Annotated in this window: 18 protein-coding genes; 9 read left to right on the forward strand and 9 right to left on the reverse strand. The window is 46.1% G+C overall.

The genetic code is table 11. The features are described from left to right. Window positions 1–43: 43 nt before the first annotated feature. From QFZ48_RS25115 to QFZ48_RS25130, 4 genes are all read right to left on the reverse strand, one after another. Window positions 44–442, reverse strand: coding sequence for a (R)-mandelonitrile lyase (locus QFZ48_RS25115; RefSeq protein WP_429064278.1), 399 nt, complete (start codon window positions 440–442; stop codon window positions 44–46). Continuing rightward, window positions 442–1,503: an NAD(P)-dependent alcohol dehydrogenase gene (locus tag QFZ48_RS25120; RefSeq protein WP_429048505.1), complete on the reverse strand. Its 1,062-nt coding sequence runs from the start codon at window positions 1,501–1,503 to the stop codon at window positions 442–444. The genes QFZ48_RS25115 and QFZ48_RS25120 overlap by 1 nt, the downstream gene beginning before the upstream one ends. Window positions 1,504–1,563: 60 nt before the next feature. Continuing rightward, window positions 1,564–2,121, reverse strand: coding sequence for a DapH/DapD/GlmU-related protein (locus tag QFZ48_RS25125; protein ID WP_429064280.1), 558 nt, complete (start codon window positions 2,119–2,121; stop codon window positions 1,564–1,566). A gap of 64 nt (window positions 2,122–2,185) precedes the next feature. Continuing rightward, window positions 2,186–3,064: a helix-turn-helix domain-containing protein gene (locus QFZ48_RS25130; RefSeq protein ID WP_429048501.1), complete on the reverse strand. Its 879-nt coding sequence runs from the start codon at window positions 3,062–3,064 to the stop codon at window positions 2,186–2,188. Between the two features lie 179 nt (window positions 3,065–3,243). On the opposite strand from QFZ48_RS25130, the gene QFZ48_RS25135 reads away from it, so the two are divergent. The 7 genes from QFZ48_RS25135 to QFZ48_RS25165 all read left to right on the forward strand — a co-directional run bounded on the left by QFZ48_RS25135 (window position 3,244) and on the right by QFZ48_RS25165 (window position 9,433). After that, window positions 3,244–3,420 carry a hypothetical protein gene (locus tag QFZ48_RS25135; protein WP_370910628.1) on the forward strand — a complete coding sequence of 59 codons (177 nt, stop codon included), beginning with the start codon at window positions 3,244–3,246 and terminating at the stop codon, window positions 3,418–3,420. Between the two features lie 33 nt (window positions 3,421–3,453). Next, on the forward strand, window positions 3,454–3,633 hold the full coding sequence (locus QFZ48_RS25140; RefSeq protein WP_370910629.1) for a hypothetical protein: 180 nt from the start codon (window positions 3,454–3,456) through the stop codon (window positions 3,631–3,633). 95 nt (window positions 3,634–3,728) lie between these two features. Then, window positions 3,729–4,703: a grasp-with-spasm system ATP-grasp peptide maturase gene (gene gwsG, locus QFZ48_RS25145; protein ID WP_429048499.1), complete on the forward strand. Its 975-nt coding sequence runs from the start codon at window positions 3,729–3,731 to the stop codon at window positions 4,701–4,703. Next, the gene (locus tag QFZ48_RS25150) at window positions 4,681–4,860 is read left to right on the forward strand and encodes a hypothetical protein (RefSeq protein WP_429048498.1); all 180 of its coding nucleotides are present in this window, start codon (window positions 4,681–4,683) and stop codon (window positions 4,858–4,860) included. Before gwsG ends, QFZ48_RS25150 begins: the two co-directional genes overlap by 23 nt. A 2-nt stretch (window positions 4,861–4,862) precedes the next feature. Next, complete coding sequence (gwsS, locus tag QFZ48_RS25155; RefSeq protein WP_429064282.1) at window positions 4,863–5,933, forward strand: grasp-with-spasm system SPASM domain peptide maturase; 1,071 nt, start codon at window positions 4,863–4,865, stop codon at window positions 5,931–5,933. Between the two features lies 1 nt (window position 5,934). After that, window positions 5,935–8,142 (forward strand): peptidase domain-containing ABC transporter, encoded by a 2,208-nt coding sequence (locus QFZ48_RS25160; RefSeq protein ID WP_429048494.1) that lies wholly within the window; start codon window positions 5,935–5,937, stop codon window positions 8,140–8,142. Next, window positions 8,132–9,433, forward strand: a complete 1,302-nt coding sequence (locus tag QFZ48_RS25165) for an HlyD family secretion protein (protein ID WP_429064285.1) — start codon at window positions 8,132–8,134, stop codon at window positions 9,431–9,433. Before QFZ48_RS25160 ends, QFZ48_RS25165 begins: the two co-directional genes overlap by 11 nt. Window positions 9,434–9,469: 36 nt before the next feature. Here the strand turns inward: QFZ48_RS25165 and QFZ48_RS25170 are convergent, their stop codons facing one another. Then, entirely contained in the window at window positions 9,470–10,645 is a 1,176-nt protein-coding gene (locus QFZ48_RS25170; protein ID WP_429064288.1) for an MFS transporter, read from the reverse strand. Between the two features lie 94 nt (window positions 10,646–10,739). Continuing rightward, window positions 10,740–11,507 (reverse strand): helix-turn-helix domain-containing protein, encoded by a 768-nt coding sequence (locus tag QFZ48_RS25175; RefSeq protein ID WP_429048488.1) that lies wholly within the window; start codon window positions 11,505–11,507, stop codon window positions 10,740–10,742. A 323-nt stretch (window positions 11,508–11,830) separates the two neighbouring features. Here QFZ48_RS25175 and QFZ48_RS25180 point away from each other — a divergent pair, with 323 nt between their 5' ends. Both QFZ48_RS25180 and QFZ48_RS25185 read left to right on the forward strand, forming a co-directional pair. After that, window positions 11,831–13,744: a tetratricopeptide repeat-containing sensor histidine kinase gene (locus tag QFZ48_RS25180; protein ID WP_429064291.1), complete on the forward strand. Its 1,914-nt coding sequence runs from the start codon at window positions 11,831–11,833 to the stop codon at window positions 13,742–13,744. Between the two features lie 18 nt (window positions 13,745–13,762). Beyond that, the gene (locus QFZ48_RS25185) at window positions 13,763–14,509 is read left to right on the forward strand and encodes a LytR/AlgR family response regulator transcription factor (protein WP_429048484.1); all 747 of its coding nucleotides are present in this window, start codon (window positions 13,763–13,765) and stop codon (window positions 14,507–14,509) included. A 42-nt stretch (window positions 14,510–14,551) separates the two neighbouring features. On the opposite strand, the gene QFZ48_RS25190 is transcribed toward QFZ48_RS25185, so the two are convergent. From QFZ48_RS25190 to QFZ48_RS25200, 3 genes are all read right to left on the reverse strand, one after another. Continuing rightward, a complete protein-coding gene (locus QFZ48_RS25190) occupies window positions 14,552–15,583 on the reverse strand; it encodes a right-handed parallel beta-helix repeat-containing protein (RefSeq protein ID WP_429048483.1) in 1,032 nt (343 codons plus the stop codon). 139 nt (window positions 15,584–15,722) lie between these two features. Further along, window positions 15,723–16,193: a hypothetical protein gene (locus QFZ48_RS25195; protein WP_429048481.1), complete on the reverse strand. Its 471-nt coding sequence runs from the start codon at window positions 16,191–16,193 to the stop codon at window positions 15,723–15,725. Between the two features lie 42 nt (window positions 16,194–16,235). Beyond that, complete coding sequence (locus QFZ48_RS25200) at window positions 16,236–17,615, reverse strand: DUF4157 domain-containing protein (protein WP_429064294.1); 1,380 nt, start codon at window positions 17,613–17,615, stop codon at window positions 16,236–16,238. Window positions 17,616–17,681 lie beyond the last annotated feature (66 nt).

The following is a 17,681-nucleotide window of genomic DNA, read 5'->3' on the forward strand; positions in this document are numbered from 1 at the left end:
ACATACCATAAGGGCGCCCTTATGGTATGTTAACTAACGGAAATCAGGGTTGCTTATATTCCCCGTCCGTTACATGTTCCAGCCAATCTACCACTTTGCCGTCCAGGTTTTCCTGTATGGCTATATGGGTCATACCGTTGGAAGCCGAAGCACCATGCCAGTGTTTCTCGCCAGGTTCAAACCATACTACATCACCCGGGCGTACTTCTTCCACAGGGCCGCCTTCACGTTGCACCCAGCCAAGGCCGGCTGTAATGATGATGGTCTGACCCAGGGGGTGCGTATGCCAGGCCGTTCTTGCACCCGGCTCAAAAGTGACCATGGCCGCGGCGGCCCGGCGGGCATTGTTCGCGTCAAATAAAGGATCAATGCGTACAGCCCCGGTGAACCAGTCGGCTGGTCCTTTGGCAGAGGGCTTGGACGCTATTCTTGTTATTTCCATTACGAGGCATTTTTCAAAGAGTTCATGTCGATCACAAAGCGGTATTTCACATCACCTTTCAGCAAACGTTCATAGGCTTCGTTGATTTGCTGGATATTGATCATTTCAATATCCGCGGTAATATTATGTGCTCCACAAAAATCCAACATTTCCTGCGTTTCAGCAATGCCGCCGATCATTGAACCGGAAAAACTTTTGCGGCCCATGATCACACTGAAGGCGGCAACCGGCAGCGGATGCTCAGGGGCGCCTACTAATGCCAGCGAACCGTCTACCCGCAGCAGGTTCAGGTAAGCATTGATATCATGCTCCGCAGATACGGCGTCCAGGATAAAGTGCAGTTTGCCCCTGTAGGCGGCCATCTGCTCTTCATCTTTGGACAGCACCACTTCGTTGGCGCCCAACCGTTGGGCTTCTGCGAACTTTGATGCGGAAGTGGTAAAGGCTACCACATGTGCGCCCATGGCTTTGGCTATCTTTATGCCCATATGACCCAGGCCGCCGATACCCACAATACCCACTTTTTTTCCGGGGCCTATGTTCCAGTGACGCAGGGGAGAATAGGTGGTGATGCCGGCGCATAGTAATGGCGCTGTTGCGGCCAGGTCAAGGTTTTCTGGTATGCGCAATACATAGTTCTCATCTACCACAACACTTTCTGAGTAACCGCCAAAAGTAGGCGTATCCAGGTATTTATCGGGCGAATTATAGGTTTGGGTGGGGCCCGGCTCACAGAACTGTTCCAGGCCTTCCTGGCAGTACTGGCATTCCCGGCAGGAGTCAACCAGGCAACCTACACCCACTACATCTCCGACCTTGAATTTGGTCACATGATCGCCTACACGAACAATCCTGCCTACGATCTCATGACCCGGAACACAAGGATACACGGTGAAATGCCATTCATTACGCGCCGTGTGCAGATCGGAGTGGCAAACCCCGCAATAAAGAATATCGATCTCCACGTCGTGCGGAGTCGTTGTTCTTCGCCTGATGTCAAGCATGTTCAATGGCGCTTCCGCTGCCGGTGTGCCATATGCTTTTACTGATGTGGTACTCATAATTTTTATTTGAAATTAATGACTGCTTCAGATTTTAGTAAAAAAGGTGGACATGCCTTATTAGGAAATTGTTTTGATCAACCTGGCCGGCACCCCGCCTGCCACCGTGTTGTCAGGAACATCCCTGCTGACTACCGCGCCTGCTGCCACCACTGCGTTTTTACCGATGGTAACAACGGGCAGAATGGTGGCGCCCGCGCCGATCCAGGCGTTCTTTTTTATTAAAATGGGTTTACACAACATGCTCCGGCGGTCTGCCGGGTTGAGCGGGTGATTTTCCGTAATGAGATTCACTTTTGGCCCGATGAGTACATGGTCTTCCAGGGTAATGCCGCCCATATCCAGGAAAGAACAGGCATGATTTATAAACACATTTTTGCCAATTTTGATAAAGCGGCCGAAGTTGGTATAGAAGGGTGCGAATATGGCGGTGCTTTCATCCAGCGTAGTACCAATAATTTCGCTGAGTTTTGCTCTTATCTCCTCTACGCTGGCAGCAGCATTGAGTGCCGGCGACAGGGCCAGTGTTCGGTTAACCACTGCATCCACTTTGAAAAATTCCGGGTCATCCAGCGCGACGGGCTCCCCGGCTTGTAGTCTCTCGAAAATATCTTTCATCACGCAAAGGTAGGATGGGCCGTCCCTTTGCTGTTTATGACTATCAAACCAATAGTTAAGAATTTCAAACTTCCAGGCTGCGCAATGAGGTTGGGTTGGTACCGGTCATCCTTTTAAAGTAATTATTAAAATAGCTGGGATATTCGAAGCCCAATGCATAAGCAATATCAGCAATGTTCCAGTCGGTATGCTGTAGCAGCGCCTTCGCCTCGCTGATGATCCGTTCAGCAATATGTGCAGTGGTGGGCTTACCAGTCACTGTTTTTACCGCGCGGTTGAGGTAATTAACGTGCAGGGCGAGATTTTGCGCATAGTCCTGTGCCGTTTTCAATTGAAGCGGCTTATCCGGGCTTTCAATGGGGAACTGTCGTTCCAATAACTCAAGGAAAACAGCGGTGATCCGGCTGGCGGCGTTCTTATGCTGATCAAAGTTTTCAGAAGGCTGCATTTTCATGGCTTCATGCGCGATCAGGTTGATATAATTGCGGATCAGGTCATCTTTAAAGATATAACTGCTCTGCTGTTCCCCGATCATCTTCTGGAAAATGGTATTGAGAAAAATCCGCTGCGCGTCGGTGATGGTCAGGATAGGGGTGCCACCTATCTTGAAAAATGGCGACTGCTGCAGGATATCCGCGCGTTCTGAAACATTCAGGAATTCTTCTGAAAATAAACAGGTATAGCCTACGTAGGTGGTCGACAGGGTTTCCCAGGAATAGGGAATGTGCGGGTTGCCAAAGAACAGCACCGTACCTTCCGCATGGAAGCTCCGGTCGGCATAATGAATAATGCTTTTGCCCGTGGTCAGGCAAATCTTATAAAAATCCTTCCGGCTGTAAAAGCGGGTAGCCTGACTATCATCCTCAATCTGGAAGGCATTAAAGCCTTTTAGTTTGAGATCGTTATTGAATGCGGATACCGAACGTGCCTGGCCTTTTTTCATCTTACAAAATTAAGAAAATCAAGACATGGTGCCAACTTGAATCCGGTATCTGCCTGGCCAACGCTGCAATTATTTCCCCAAGTACTACGAATATGGATCGTAACCAGTCAAATATGCCTTGCCTCTCCGCGGAATTGCTCCTGCCGCCTAATTTTAAGGCAGATTTAAAATCTAATAACATGAAACAGTTAGAAAAATTGGTTACCAAAAAGGTAGCATCTCCGGAAACGGTGAAAGGCGGCAGAGCACTCGCCCTTGAATTCTTCCTCGAAGACCAGGAAAGAACCACGGAAAACCATGCTTCGTGGAACGGTCAGCACTATGTAACTGATACCCGGAATGATCCTAACAAGTAATCCCAAACGTAAAACCTCTAAAAATTAAAAACTATGGAAAAGTTGAAAAAACTGAATGCAAAGAAAATTGAATCCCTGGAAACGATTAAGGGCGGAAAACTAGCCCTCGTGAGCGAGCTGGCTGATTCCGGCGATGGCGCAGGTACCACCATTCACTCGCCTACCCATTATTCAGGACCGGATGTTTACATCTGCGACCACAAACGCGACTAGTAATAAACATCTCCTTCCGCCATTGTTATGTCCGGAAACTACAGAACTGCCGGTGATTGCCGGCAGTTCTTACTACCAGTAATCAACTGTACACCATGTCTCAACAGATCCTTATATTAAGTCAATCGCACCTGGAAGGCACCACGGATCATGTTTGCCAGTGGATGGACCATTTGCGGATACCCTACCTGCGGGTTAATGGGGAGGACTTCTTCGATATTCAAAACCTGGATGATCTGCCAGGCAACAATGAAATTGCCGCTGTCTGGTACCGGAGAAAGATCAGCAGCTTTCCTGTAAAATACCGTCTTAAACAAGCAGACTTTAATACGGAGTACACACTTAAACGATTCCTGGTAGATGAATTCAACGGCCTTCATTCCCTCTTGTTTTTTACCATTGACCGCCATAAGTGGCTCAATGACCCCATCTCCGAAGATAACCTGAATAAACTGCATGTGTTGAGCCTTGCCCGTCAATGCGGGATTAACATCCCTTTTACGGAAGTGGTGACCACCAAAGCTGCAATTATACATTTGCTGGATAAGTGCAACGAGCTAATCGTAAAGCCTGTCAGCGAATGTATTTTTGTAGAAGACGCTGATGGCGAAAAGTACAAGATGCTCACCAAAACCATCAACAAAGCCAATCTTCACCTGGTACCAGAGAAATTTTTCCCCTCGCTGGTACAGGAGAAGATTATCAAGAAGTTTGAGATACGCACGTTTTACCTGGATGGCGAGTGCCATTCGATGGCTATTTTTTCGCAAAACAACCGGAAAACAAAAGATGATTTCCGGAACTACGATAACCAGCGGCCAAACAGGACAGTGCCCTATAAACTACCAGCAGATCTGGAACTTAAGCTGAATCAGCTGATGAAAGCACTGCGGTTCCGCACAGGTTCTATTGACCTGATGGTAGATATGCAGGGAAACTACCACTTCCTCGAAATTAACCCCGAGGGCCAGTTCGGCATGGTGTCTTACCCCTGCAACTATTACCTGGAAAAGAAGTTAGCATTGTTGCTGCATAAAAATAGCGCTCATGAAAAAGAAATTCACCAGTAAACTGAAAGAGAAGAAGGGATTGCCGCTGTCGCTGTATTTCCTGGACCAGGATAACCAGCAGCAAACCTATCCCATCCTCAAATTTGAAAAGGCCCCGAAAATAAATTCCGGAGGATTTGAGCTTTTCAATTTTTATAAAGTGATCTCCAAATTCTGATAATGGAATATTTAAATCTATACGCAAACTGCCGGCTCGTGAAGGGAGCCCGTATGTCGCTGCTCTGCGATCTGCAAATGCGCAGGTTTTACCATATCCCGAACGATACCGCCGATGTGTTCCTCTTCCTGCAACAGCATTCTATCGACGAATGCATGGCCCATTACGGGGAAGATAATCGTAAAACCATTATGGGTTACATTAATTTTGTGCTGAGCAAAGAACTGGGATTTACGGACGACCGGCTGCTACCGGAACTGATACCGCTGGATCTCAGCTGGGACAGGTACTCAGCAATCACCAACGTAATTATTGAGTATAATGAAGCTATCGATTATTCCGGCCCTTTTTTCCGCGAGCTGTTCGACCTGCATGTACAGGCACTGGAAATCAGGTGTTACGGGAAAATAGCGTTGGATAAGATCCGCGAATTACTGGAAGTGTTCAACGGCACAACGCTAAAGTTCATCAAACTGGTGCTGCCGTATGACGATATGCTGGACCTGCCAACGCTGGATAAACTGGTAAAAAAATATCCGCGCGTGAAGTCGCTGCTGATTCATTCAGCACCGGTTGATAAGCCGGAGAAAATATTCGAAGGTTCGGTGCCCGTAATTTTCTTCAGCAATCATATCAATTCCTGCCTGGCCTGCGGTGAAATCCGCTCCAGCTACTTCGTTTCAAACATGGAACTGTTCACCGAGAGCCAGCATCATAATACCTGCCTGAACAGAAAGCTGAGCATAGATCTGAACGGATATATCAGGAATTGTCCTTCACTGCCGGATAACTTTGGGCATATAACAAACACACCGCTGCAGGAAGTATTGGACAATCAGGCATTTCACCGGTATGGAAAAATCCGTAAAGATGAAATAGCGGTTTGTAAAGATTGTGAGTTCAGACATGTATGCACCGATTGCCGGGCTTACGTGGAAGATCCACAGGATATTTATTCCAGGCCGCTTAAATGCGGGTACGATCCGTACAGTAACACCTGGGAGGACTGGACGGAGAATCCGTTGAAGCATGCTGCCATTGCCTGGTATGGGCTGGGAGAGACAATAAACTAATATGAAACTGAAAGCATTCCCTTTTTATATGCAGCCGGACAGGAAGGATTGCGGTCCTACCTGTATAAAGATCATCAGCAAGCATTACGGCCGGCTGACCGATATTCAGACTATCCGGTCGCTGGCGGAAACCACGCGGGAGGGGAGTTCTTTGCTGGGATTGTCTGCCGCAGCGGAGAGGCTGGGTTTTAAGTCCCTGGCGGTAAAGATAGATTTTATTACGCTGTTGGAAGAGGCGCCACTGCCCTGCATTTGTCATTGGGGACAGCAACACTTTATTGTTGTTTACAAAATAAAAAAGTCAGGACCGGATACATTCGTGTATGTTTCCGATCCTGCTTACGGATTGATAAAATATACGCAACAGGAGTTTATAGATGGCTGGATAGGAAAAGGGAAGCAGGAGCGCGACGAGGAGGGGATTGTCCTGCTGCTGGATCCGGGTCCTGCATTTTATGAAGCAGATGCAGCAACACCGCGGAGCAGGAAGGATTTCTCTTTCCTCTTCGGTTATTTCTTCAGATACAAAAAGCTGATCGCCCAGCTGGCAATAGGTCTCTTTGCGGGCAGCCTGCTGTCGCTTATCTTCCCCTTTCTGACGCAAAGCATTGTAGACATAGGCATCCAGAACCACGACCTGAACTTTATTTACCTGGTATTACTGGCACAGGTGATGTTGTTTATCGGGAGAATGGGAATAGAAGTAATCCGGGGTTGGATTTTGTTACATCTCTCCAGCCGGATTAATATTTCCATTGTGTCCGACTTCTTCATAAAACTGATGAAACTGCCTATCAGCTATTTTGATACCCGTATGACCGGCGATATTATGCAGCGTATCAATGATCACCACCGGATAGAACAACTGTTGACCAATTCTTCGCTAAATACCTTGTTCTCGTTGGTGAACCTGGTTATTTTCAGCGTGGTGCTGTTGCTGTATGATTACCGCTTATTCCTGATCTACCTGTTGGGCGCTATCTTATCAGTAGGATGGATATCTTTTTTTCTCAGGAAGAGAAAGGAGCTGGACTATAAACGTTTCTCGCAGGTATCACAGGAGCAGAGTAAAGTGATTGAACTGGTGAATGGCATGCAGGAAATCAAGATGCATAATGCAGAGCGGCAGATGCGCTGGGGCTGGGAATTTATGCAGGTGAAACTGTTTAAGATCCAGATCAGGTCATTGTCGCTGGAACAATGGCAAACGGTGGGCTCCAATTTTATCAACCAGATGAAAGACATCTTTGTCAGTTTTCTTGCGGCAAAACTGGTACTCGATGGTAACCTTACCCTGGGAATGATGCTGGCGGTGCAATACATCATTGGCCAGCTGAATGGCCCGCTGATGCAGCTGATGGACTTTGTCAAACAAATGCAGGACGCAAAAATATCGTTGGAAAGGCTGGGAGAGATCCACGATAAGGAGGATGAAGAACGTACTGATGTGCAAACGATGATAGAAATACCGGAGCAGGATATTGCATTGAATAATGTGTCTTTCCGGTATGTAGGTGCCGGTGCGCCGGTGTTCGAGCACCTGAGCCTGCGTATACCATACCGCAAAACCACTGCCATTGTAGGCGCCAGCGGCAGCGGTAAAACAACCCTGCTGAAACTGCTGATGAAGTTCTACGAGCCGGGCGAGGGTGAAATTAAAATCGGGAATGTACAGTTGCAGAATATTTCTGCGCGGTACTGGCGCGATCAATGTGGCGTGGTCATGCAGGAAGGGTACGTATTCAATGATACCATCGCAAAAAATATTGCCATAGGGATAGATGATATAAACCGGCAACAACTCCGCAAGGCCGTGGATGTGGCATGTATCCGCGATTTTGTGGAAAGCCTGCCATTAAGTTACAATTCGAAGATCGGGAATGAAGGCATTGGCATCAGCGGCGGGCAGAAGCAGCGGCTCTTTATAGCCAGGGCCGTATACAAATCGCCGGAATATATATTTTTTGATGAGGCCACCAGTGCGCTGGATGCCAATACAGAAAAAGCGATCATGGGCAACCTGGAACAGTTCTTAAAAGGAAAAACGGCGGTGATCATTGCGCACCGGTTGTCAACCGTGAAAAATGCCGATAAGATCATTGTACTGGATAAAGGAAAAGTAGTGGAAGAAGGAAGTCATGATGAACTGGTATCGCTCAGGAAAGAGTATTACCGGCTCGTAAAAAATCAACTGGAACTTGGAAACTAAAAAGGATATCTTAGACACTATTCAACTGCACTCAGAAGGGGTGCAGGACATTCTTACACAGCCACCGCATTGGATGGTCCGCTGGGGGAATACCACCATATTTTTTATACTGCTGCTCATTTTAGTGATGAGCTGCGTGATAAAGTACCCGGAATTTGTTCCTTCTGCCGTCATCATTTCCTCCCGGAATCCGCCGGAGAAGCTGGAAGCCAGGATCAATACCAAAGTAGAGGAAATATTTGTAACAGACCATCAGCCGGTTTCCTGTGGGCAGATACTGATGGTGCTGCAATCCACTGCCGACTACAAGGACGTGATCCGGTTGAGGGCTATTGTTGATTCGCTGGGTAACAAAGGAGTGGAGCACTTCCCACTTGGTGAAGTAGCGGGGTTCAAACTGGGAGAGATCCAGGCGGACTACAATGCCTTTGCCCGCGCGTTGACCGACGCACAACTTTATACCACTTTGCAGCCTTATTCCCCGGATTATGCAGCAGCCAACAAGAGCCTGGCGGAATCACGCAGCAGGATACGTACGCTGCAGCAGCAAAAAAGTCTGGAGCAAACGAAGTATGAGCTGTCTAAAAGGGAATTCGACCGGTACCAGGAACTGTTTAAAGAAAGGGTTGTTTCTGCATCGGAAATGAACCTGGAAAAAATGAAATTTCTGCAGGCAGAACAGAGCCTGGAAAACATCAGTCTTGCGATATCCCAGCTGCAGGAAGGTATGCTGGGCATTGAAAAGACCCGGAGCGGGGCAACCATCAATGCACAAAAAGATAAGATCAATTTAACAGCGCAGACCGGACAACTATTTGAGCAACTGAGAAAATCACTCAACGCCTGGGAACAGAACTACCTGCTTACCTCTTCAGTGGCCGGTGTAGTGGGCTTCCAGCAGTTCCTGGGAAAGAACCAGTTTGTGAAAACAGGAGACATCCTGTTGTCCGTGATGCCGGATGATAAAGATATGCTCATCGGCGGATTACGGGTGCCAGCCACCAATTCAGGCAAGGTAAAGGTGGGACAGAAAGTGCTGCTGAAACTGGACAACTATCCTTACCAGGAATTTGGTATGGTGGAAGGCCGGGTGAAAAATATCGCCAATGCACCGGATAAAGATGGCAATTATTATGTGAATGTCATTTTGCCGGAAGGGCTTCAAACATCTTTCCATAAAACCCTTCCCTTTGATAAAGAATTAAAAGGCAACGCTGAAATAGTTACGCAGGACCTGCGGCTGATAGAAAGATTCTTTTACCAGCTGAGAAAGCTGCTGCGGTTTGAATAAAAGTTACACGCCCCTTGATGGGGGCGTATAACTGTGCTATACCTGTCTGGGCGCATTATTCCTGTTAAAGAACAATATGAAAATGGCCAGCAGGCAACTGAACGCACCAAACAGGTAAACGGCTTTATAATCATACCAACCTGCAATGATACCGGCAATAGGGCCCGACAGTCCCAAAGAGAGATCAAAGAATGCGGCATAAGCACCTAATGCTGTTCCCCGTATTTGCGGTGCTACCTTTTTGATCACCAGCACACCTAATGCAGGAAATATCAGGGAAAAACCAATGCCGGTCAGGCTGCATCCCGCTATTGCCATCACTTCTGACGAGGCAAATCCAATCAAAAGCTGTCCTGTGGCCTGCACCATTAAAGAAACCAGCGCAACTTTATATCCGCCATACTTATCAGGGAAGGAAGAAAAAAATACCCGGGTAAGTACATAGCACGCCCCGAAGGCCATGAAAGCCATAGAGGGATCGCCCCAATGTTTTTCAGTGAACAGCAAGGAAATGAAGGAAGAAATGCAGGCGAATCCTATGGATGAAAATGCCAATCCCAAACCCTGTTTGCCAATCAGGTTTATTACTTTGTAGAAAGGTGTCCTGATATGCGAGGCATCTACAGGTAAAGCCGGCAGCTTGATGGTGGGGAGCCAGGCAACAACCGGCAGCAATGTGATGACGGCAAAAACATACCCTGTTCCAAAGGACCTTTGCATCCAGATGGCCACCGGCGCACCTATAGCAATGCCGGCGTACATGGCAATACCATTCCAGGTCATTACCTTACCGGACCTTTCCTGGCCCACCAAACCTATTCCCCAGGTTAATGCGCCCGTCACCGACATGCTTTCTGATATGCCGTGAACAATCCGCGATACCATTAAAAGTCCTAATGCCAATGCGGCGTTCCGGCTGTTGGCTGCAGCTATACTATATAAAACACCGGAGAACATTACAAGCAATATACCGCTAAGGGTACTCGTTTTTGCGCCTTTTGTATCCGTGGTTTTCCCTGAATATGCCCTTGTCAGCAAGGTAGCCAGTGATTGCAATCCTATGACCAGGCCAACAACCAGGTTACTGAATTTTAAATCATTTTTTACAAAACCGGGAAGTATTCCCAAAGTCATTCCGATGGTAAGATAAATAGCGAATACTGATATGATAACAGGGGTTATCAGGGTAGCTATTGGTTTTTTCTCTGTCATTTTGTATCGTATTATTAATTTAAATTTTACGGATACAAAATTAAACGGCATCGAAGCAACGGCTGGTAGCCATCTAATGGCTATGATTGGACAATTAATGGTTTTTGATCCGGAACCCGGTGGCGGTCATTCCCGTGTTCTTCTTAAAAAAGCGGGAGAAATATGCATGGTCTTCATACCCTAATTCGTAAGCGACCTGTTTTATATCTAAAGAGGAATAGAACAGCAAACGCTTGGCTTCCAGCAGGATTTCCTGGTGAATCCAATGACTGGCGGCGAATCCGGTGACTTCTTTTACTATTTCGTTCAGGTAAAGGGGAGTGATGTTGAGCAGTGACGCATAGGCCTTCACCTGTTTTAGTTCTTTACATTTTGTATTGACCAGTTGTTTGAAACGGAGAACGGTATTGTACTTTTGCCCGCCAACCAGGCTCAGGGTGTTTTGTGACTGTATTATTTTTGAAGCGATCATTCCCGCCAGCGTTGCTGTCAGGGAGCTTATTAAGTTTTTTTGAAGTGGTAATGATGGCTGATGAAGGAGATCTTCAAACAAAGGCATTATTTTAAAAACCGCATCCTCCTTTTGAACCGCCACCGACTGACGGGCATTAAGATAAGTGTCGAATATTCCCCGGATCTGCGTGGATATTTGCCCGTTGTCCACAAATACTAACCAGCCCTCGCAGTTTTTATAGCTGATATATCTATGCACCTGACCGGGGGCAACAAAGCTTATGGAGGGTCCTTTCATGATGACTTCCGTAAAATCCAGCTCCCATAAAAAGCGTCCCTTCAGTTGAATGATGAACATATAATGGTCGTCCCTATGCGGGATTTGCACGGTTTGGTCCAAACTTTTCATCAGCTCTATTTCAACGCCTGCTGGCGCTAGTTGCTCCTGGTGTAATAAAATTGCGTTCCTGGCCATTATGGTTTGATGCTAAGTTTTCTTCCGGTAAAAATACAGATAATAGAAAATATCTTATCCCTTATCTGAAAAGGGAAGCAGGTGCAAATATTGGATCAGGCGCTACGGATATGGGATGAAAGCTACTGGATATTTACCAGGCCGGTTATTGAACGTTTTAAATTATATATTTAGAGAATAATCATTATAAAACCGGGGAAGAAAAAGAAGAACCGTTTATATTTATGTTTTTTTGTGCAGCTAAATTTACATCATTGATGAATGCAAGAGCCGCCTTTGCGGTTATTTCGGTTTTGACCCTGCTTTTTATTGCCTCGTGCAAGGATAAAGAAAAGCCGGGGAAGGATCAGGGAAATGCCCTTCCTGCAGCGCCCCGGAAAGATTACCTGTCCCTGATCATCTCCCTGGATACACTGTCATCTGCCGGAATGAAAAGCGCGACTTACCGGGAAGACAGCCTGCTGCGGCACACCGCTGACAGCAATGTGAACCCATTTTATCATTATTTCAGGGGAAGATATTATAACCTGGAAAGACAACGGGACAGCGCAATAGCCGAGTACAAGAAGATGGCCGGACCAAAGGGCGATGTGGAAGTGGAGCTGCTGAAAACCTACAGCCTCCTGGACAACAGCACCGCCAACGGCACTATGGTAGAAGGGGCTTTAATGAATGACATACTGGCCGCCATGAAAAAAGCGGAAGGCGCCCATAGCAGGCTGACCTATCGCTTTTACGACCTGATGGCCAAAGCTTATTACCAGAACCACAACGAAAAAGAATCACTGGAATATACCGAACGCTATTATAAAAGCCATCCTTACAAATCCCATCCCGTAATCCGGCAACGGTATTATGATATTTCTTTCATGCTGGCCTCCAGGGGGGATGATTATGATAAAATGCTGCTGTATAATGTACAGGCGCGTGACCTTGCGAAAAGCATCGGCGACAGCATGGCAATTGCACGGTCTTACGATAACCTATCACAGGTATATGCCCGCCAGGGGCAATCTGAAAAGGGCCTTGAATGTAGCAAGATCTTCTTTAATTATTTAAAGAAAACCAATAACCTGCAGGCATATGCGTATAATAATTTAGCTACCAGTTTTATCCGTAATAACCAGCTGGATTCGGCGATCCACTACTATAAAGAGGCTATTGCCCTTGCCAAAAAGAGGGAAAATGGGAAAGAAGATCCCAATTATTACAAGGGACTTATTGAGGCGTATAAAAAGAAAGGCGACTACGCAGAAGCCATGGAGACAGCGGATTACGCCTTTTCCGTAGAAATAGATCATATTAAACAGATAGAAGCAGTTAAAGTAGCGGAGATACAGACAAAATATGAAGCAGAGAAAAAGGACCGGAATATCGCTGAGCTAAGCAGCCGAAATGCGTTGAATGAAAAGGTGATCCGCCAGCAGAGATGGACGCTGGCATTGGCATCGCTGGTATTCATTGGCATACTTTTATTCTTCTATATAATTCACCGGCAATACCGGTTGAAAGAAAAAAATAAAATGCTCCAATTAGAGAACAGCCGCCTGAACATCGAGCAAAAATTACTACAGGCACAGCTAAACCCGCATTTTATTTTTAACTCCATCGCCAACCTGCAAAGCCTGGTCGCTTCCGGCGATACAAAAGAATCTGTCCGTTACCTCTCAGCATTTTCAGGGCTGTTGCGCAGTGTGCTGGAACAAAGCAGGAGGGATTTTATCAACCTGGAAGAAGAAGTCACCTCGCTGAAAAATTATCTTCAGCTGCAGCAGATGCGTTTCGCAGGGATCTTCGATTACCAGGTAACGGTAGCAGCGGATCTTTATCCTGAAGATATACTGATTCCTCCTATGTTAGTGCAACCATTTGTTGAAAACGCCATAGAGCACGGGTTCAGGAATATTCAATACAAAGGCATGCTCAGGGTATCATTCAGCGCGGAAAACAACCAGGTTATCATCCTGGTGGATGATAACGGCAAAGGCCTTACCAGTAAGGAGGAGAACCCGCAAAAGAAAAGGTCGCTTGCCGGAATTATCCTTAAAGAAAGACTGGAGGCGCTTTTCAAATCCAACGGACAGGAAGCGAACTTCAATATTGAAAATAAAGACAATAACGGAACACATGGTGTTACCGTGCGTATTGTAATACCGGAAATTAAAGACTAAACCAGAAAATAATCATACATGAAGCTTTATATTCTTGAAGATGAAGCGCTCATATTGAAGCACCTTTTACAGGTCGTTCAAGGCATTCCCTTTGTAGAGGTCATAGGGAATTCACCCGAGGTGGCCCAGGCGGTGAGGGAAATACCCGCCTTGAAACCAGACATTATTTTGGCTGATATCCGGCTGAAAGACGGCGACAGCTTCCGGCTATTTCATGAAATAGGGAATGAAGGCTTCCAGGTTATTTTCCTTACGGCCTATGATCAGTATGCCATACAGGCGCTCAATATGGGGGCTTTCGGATACCTGTTGAAACCGATAGACGAAGCCGCTTTAACGGAAATGCTGAAAAAATGTTTCCACCAGCGGAAGCAGGAACTTATTGACCAGCAGCAGCTGGAAATAGCCCGGCAGCATTATTTGGCACAGGGCGGAACAGTGCCCAGGCGGCTTGCATTGAAAAGCATTGAATATATAGAAATTGTTTCGATAGAAGATATTATGTACTGCAAGAGCGACAAGGGATATACGACCTTCTACCTGAAGAACAAGCGCGAAATCCTTGTGTCGAAGGGCCTGAAGGACTATGAGGGTTTACTGTTGCCCGCCGGCTTCCTGAGGTGCCACCAGTCTTACCTGGTTAATTTCCACTATGTGGAAAAGTACTACAGGGAAGGATATTTAAAAATGCAAAACAATGAACAGGTACCAGTTTCCAGCCGGAAGAAGGAGGAAGTGCTTAATTATCTGGAGAATATTTCTTAGGCAGGGAGGATATTGAAGAGTAGGAAAAGATATCTGTCATTTTCAACGATTTCTCATTAACCTGAATATCCCGGCTGGAATGTCTTTTCCTGCTGAGGCAGGAGATAGGTTAAGATAGTTTACCGGTATCGTGTCTTTATCTGTTTCGGTAAGCAGCACTTTTCCTGATCGCTGAATATTCTTCATAACCGGGTGATTCACCTCATCTTTTTCGATGATACCATTGTTATTCAGACCCATTTCAATAGCATTCCCTGTAATTAAAGAGTTGGTGAAGGTATATTGGGCTTTGTAGTCTTTCATACTTATCCAGAAGCAATTATTATTTGCTATAATATTATCTCTGAAAACAAAATCTGAATATTTTCCGAACCATATGGCCCCTTCGTAAGCCCCATATATAATAGAATTGGTCAGGGAAAACCCTGTTACAGATAAGAATAACAAAAGTGCGTTCCTGCATTCATAAAATACACAATGGCTTACTTTGATACCACTGCCTTGCGCGAAAATGGCGCCCTGTATTGGCGCTGAATTCTTACTGCCTACAAAATAGCATTGCGAAATTTCCATGTCTTTTAGTTCAGGCCGGTGGCGCTCGATTGCATAATAGTAAACAACAGAAGGATGGGTGTTACCCAGGAATTTCAATCCCCTGAAGCAGGTGTTATTGCGTTCAACCTGGAAGCCGATGCAATGATCAAAGCTCCCGTAGTTTTTATTGTTGGGAGAAACAGATTGTATAACCGGCATTTTGGAGGGCAGCCAACCGGTGTCATCGGGCAAGATGGATGCCTCTATGGTGTATTTCCCCGTATCTGTTGGGTTAGAAGACTGTAGCACCAACTGTTGCGTGAGAGTATACAGGCCGGGAGCAAGCTTGATGGTAACCGCCTCCTTTCCGGTGAAACCATTGGCCAGGGCAATCGCTTTTTCAAGGCTTGCCAGTGGATCTCCTATTGTTCCTGTTGCGTTGTCCCTTCCTTTTGCAGGGTCAACGAATACTGTTTGGCCTGTTGATGTGTTTAGCTGAATGACGCATAGGAAACATAAAGTAATGATAAGTTTGTACATGGTCGCCGGAGTTAGATTCATATAAGTTCTTGGTTCATATGAAAGGTACTATTTCCCCGTTAGCGCGGTTGTTCAAGGCAGGATCAAGTTTGTGCAAGTTCGTTCAAGCGGATAATTTATTAGCTGACACCATTTTGAATTACTCCTGAACATCTTTCTTTCCTTTACCTAAAATCAGATGTCCCAATAAAAAATCAAACAGGTAATGGTCATCAGCATCTTTTTGAGATACAATAGATAATCCTGTTGTTCCTTTGGTGAAGTCTGTTTTATAAGAAAGGACTAATTGATCCTTTTCCATAATTGACCATTGCCAAAGCGGCGTATCATTAAAGACAAGTTTAAATTGCCGGTTTTGATATTCGAAATTGAAGTTTAATGAAAACGGAATACTTTTCAGCTTCAAAACAGGTTCGCCTGACGCTAGTATTTTAATATTGTTACGGCTGAAAAGGCCGAAGGAATGCTCAATACTATATTCATTTTGAAGAATATTGAAAGTTGTAGGCTCTTTAAGCCAGTCATCTCCTCTTTGATATGTCCCAATTTCTTCGCCATTAACTAAAAACACAAATTTACCTTCGTTAATCTGGTTCCATTGCCTTTCCATAAATAGTATATATGATCGTAATTATGCCTGTGATTCAAAGCATCACTTTTTCTCTTTCGTCACACTGGTAGTGTTGGTAGTGCTCTGAATATATGCATTAATGTCGTTATTAAAATCAGCCCGGTGTACCAGGTTGTAATGCCTTCCTGCGGGGAACATTTGTGAGATGCCGATAATGTGGTTTTCTCCAACTTTCCAGATCCCTTTACGTCCCTGGAAGGCGGCTGTGGTGGCGCTGTTATGCATGTGATCATTACGGTCGGCCCTGGCAACTTGCTTGCTGGGTTCATAAATAGCAGGCTTGGTTTCCCAGTATTTTTTCAGGTTTATGATGTCAGTCACCAGGTCTTTCCTGTATTCGAGGTTGTTAGCATTTTGAGGCGTTGCCAATCCGTCCATTTTAGCCTGGCAGCCGGTCCATACCTGGTTAGTTATCATTTGATGGAGGGCGAGTCCTTCATCTTCGCTCAGCGTTTCCACCTCCTCCTGGTACAGGGTTTTTACGGTATTCATCGTTTTCCAGATACCGCGTACGGCCATCAGGAAGGGCATATCCCCATCATTGGTGGTTTTTATTACTTTTACGATATCACTTGAATAGAGATGGTAGAAGAATTTTAATCGTAACCCGGCTTCATCGCCGCGTGTTTGATGTATTTCAATGGGTTTAAACGCAGCTTCCTGCCAATAAAGACCAGTCTGACCGAATAAATGGTTACTGTACGCAACTTCTGTTTGCCGGCGCTTTTGCGACTCTCCGTGTTCTTCACCCACCATATTCAGCTTGCTCACATCAATACTGATGCGCTGTACAACTTCCTGCTTCAACTGGGTAGTGGTCAGCGGGCGCACCGGCGAAGCGCTGTACAGTTGCAGCGCCTTCTGACCCATTATATCGGCCTCATGCTCCAGACCTTTATCGTCGTTAACAGGTGTACCCTGTTTTAATTGTGTGGTAGCCTGTACCCGTCCCTGTTTTTGCTGCACTACATGCCATGCTTCATGTGGCAGGTGTTTCTCCTGTCCGGGGCCGAGGTGGATGTCACTTCCCTTTGCATAGGCAAGGGCCTGCAGTTGAGCGGGTTCTGCGGAATTGTAGTGTACACGGACATCGTCCATGCTTTGCCCGGACATATTCTCTATTCCACTTTTAAGATTATCCGGCAAGCCGGTTTTGTTTTCTTTTTTCTGTATGGGAGATTGATGGCCGTCTGCTTTCAGTTGCGCAGGCCGTGGGCGGTTGTCTGCCAGTGTTTGCAGGGCCTTTTGCTGCGTTATCTTGTCGCTGTTGTCTGCCAGTTGCTGAAAAGGACGTAGCTGCACTGCCTGTGGGCCTGTGCCCGCAGTATGTACAGCCGCGGGGGTGACAGGTGTGGCAGCCTGGCGTTTTCCGCTGTGAGGGTCTTCAGCATGTTTGATCATGAGGTTATTTTTTCCTGGTAATATGAAGATAGCAAAAACCAGTCATTATTGCAATTTCTTCGTAGT

Source organism: Chitinophaga sp. W2I13 (assembly GCF_050434005.1).
GTDB lineage: Bacteria > Bacteroidota > Bacteroidia > Chitinophagales > Chitinophagaceae > Chitinophaga.

Coding starts and splice junctions, on each gene's coding strand:
- QFZ48_RS25115 (WP_429064278.1), bottom strand. CDS start 442: ATGGAAATAACAAGAATAGCGTCCAAGCCCTCTGCCAAAGGACCAGCC.
- QFZ48_RS25120 (WP_429048505.1), bottom strand. CDS start 1,503: ATGAGTACCACATCAGTAAAAGCATATGGCACACCGGCAGCGGAAGCG.
- QFZ48_RS25125 (WP_429064280.1), bottom strand. CDS start 2,121: ATGAAAGATATTTTCGAGAGACTACAAGCCGGGGAGCCCGTCGCGCTG.
- QFZ48_RS25130 (WP_429048501.1), bottom strand. CDS start 3,064: ATGAAAAAAGGCCAGGCACGTTCGGTATCCGCATTCAATAACGATCTC.
- QFZ48_RS25135 (WP_370910628.1), top strand. CDS start 3,244: ATGAAACAGTTAGAAAAATTGGTTACCAAAAAGGTAGCATCTCCGGAA.
- QFZ48_RS25140 (WP_370910629.1), top strand. CDS start 3,454: ATGGAAAAGTTGAAAAAACTGAATGCAAAGAAAATTGAATCCCTGGAA.
- gwsG (WP_429048499.1), top strand. CDS start 3,729: ATGTCTCAACAGATCCTTATATTAAGTCAATCGCACCTGGAAGGCACC.
- QFZ48_RS25150 (WP_429048498.1), top strand. CDS start 4,681: ATGAAAAAGAAATTCACCAGTAAACTGAAAGAGAAGAAGGGATTGCCG.
- gwsS (WP_429064282.1), top strand. CDS start 4,863: ATGGAATATTTAAATCTATACGCAAACTGCCGGCTCGTGAAGGGAGCC.
- QFZ48_RS25160 (WP_429048494.1), top strand. CDS start 5,935: ATGAAACTGAAAGCATTCCCTTTTTATATGCAGCCGGACAGGAAGGAT.
- QFZ48_RS25170 (WP_429064288.1), bottom strand. CDS start 10,645: ATGACAGAGAAAAAACCAATAGCTACCCTGATAACCCCTGTTATCATA.
- QFZ48_RS25175 (WP_429048488.1), bottom strand. CDS start 11,507: ATGAAAAGTTTGGACCAAACCGTGCAAATCCCGCATAGGGACGACCAT.
- QFZ48_RS25180 (WP_429064291.1), top strand. CDS start 11,831: ATGAATGCAAGAGCCGCCTTTGCGGTTATTTCGGTTTTGACCCTGCTT.
- QFZ48_RS25185 (WP_429048484.1), top strand. CDS start 13,763: ATGAAGCTTTATATTCTTGAAGATGAAGCGCTCATATTGAAGCACCTT.
- QFZ48_RS25190 (WP_429048483.1), bottom strand. CDS start 15,583: ATGTACAAACTTATCATTACTTTATGTTTCCTATGCGTCATTCAGCTA.
- QFZ48_RS25195 (WP_429048481.1), bottom strand. CDS start 16,193: ATGGAAAGGCAATGGAACCAGATTAACGAAGGTAAATTTGTGTTTTTA.
- QFZ48_RS25200 (WP_429064294.1), bottom strand. CDS start 17,615: ATGATCAAACATGCTGAAGACCCTCACAGCGGAAAACGCCAGGCTGCC.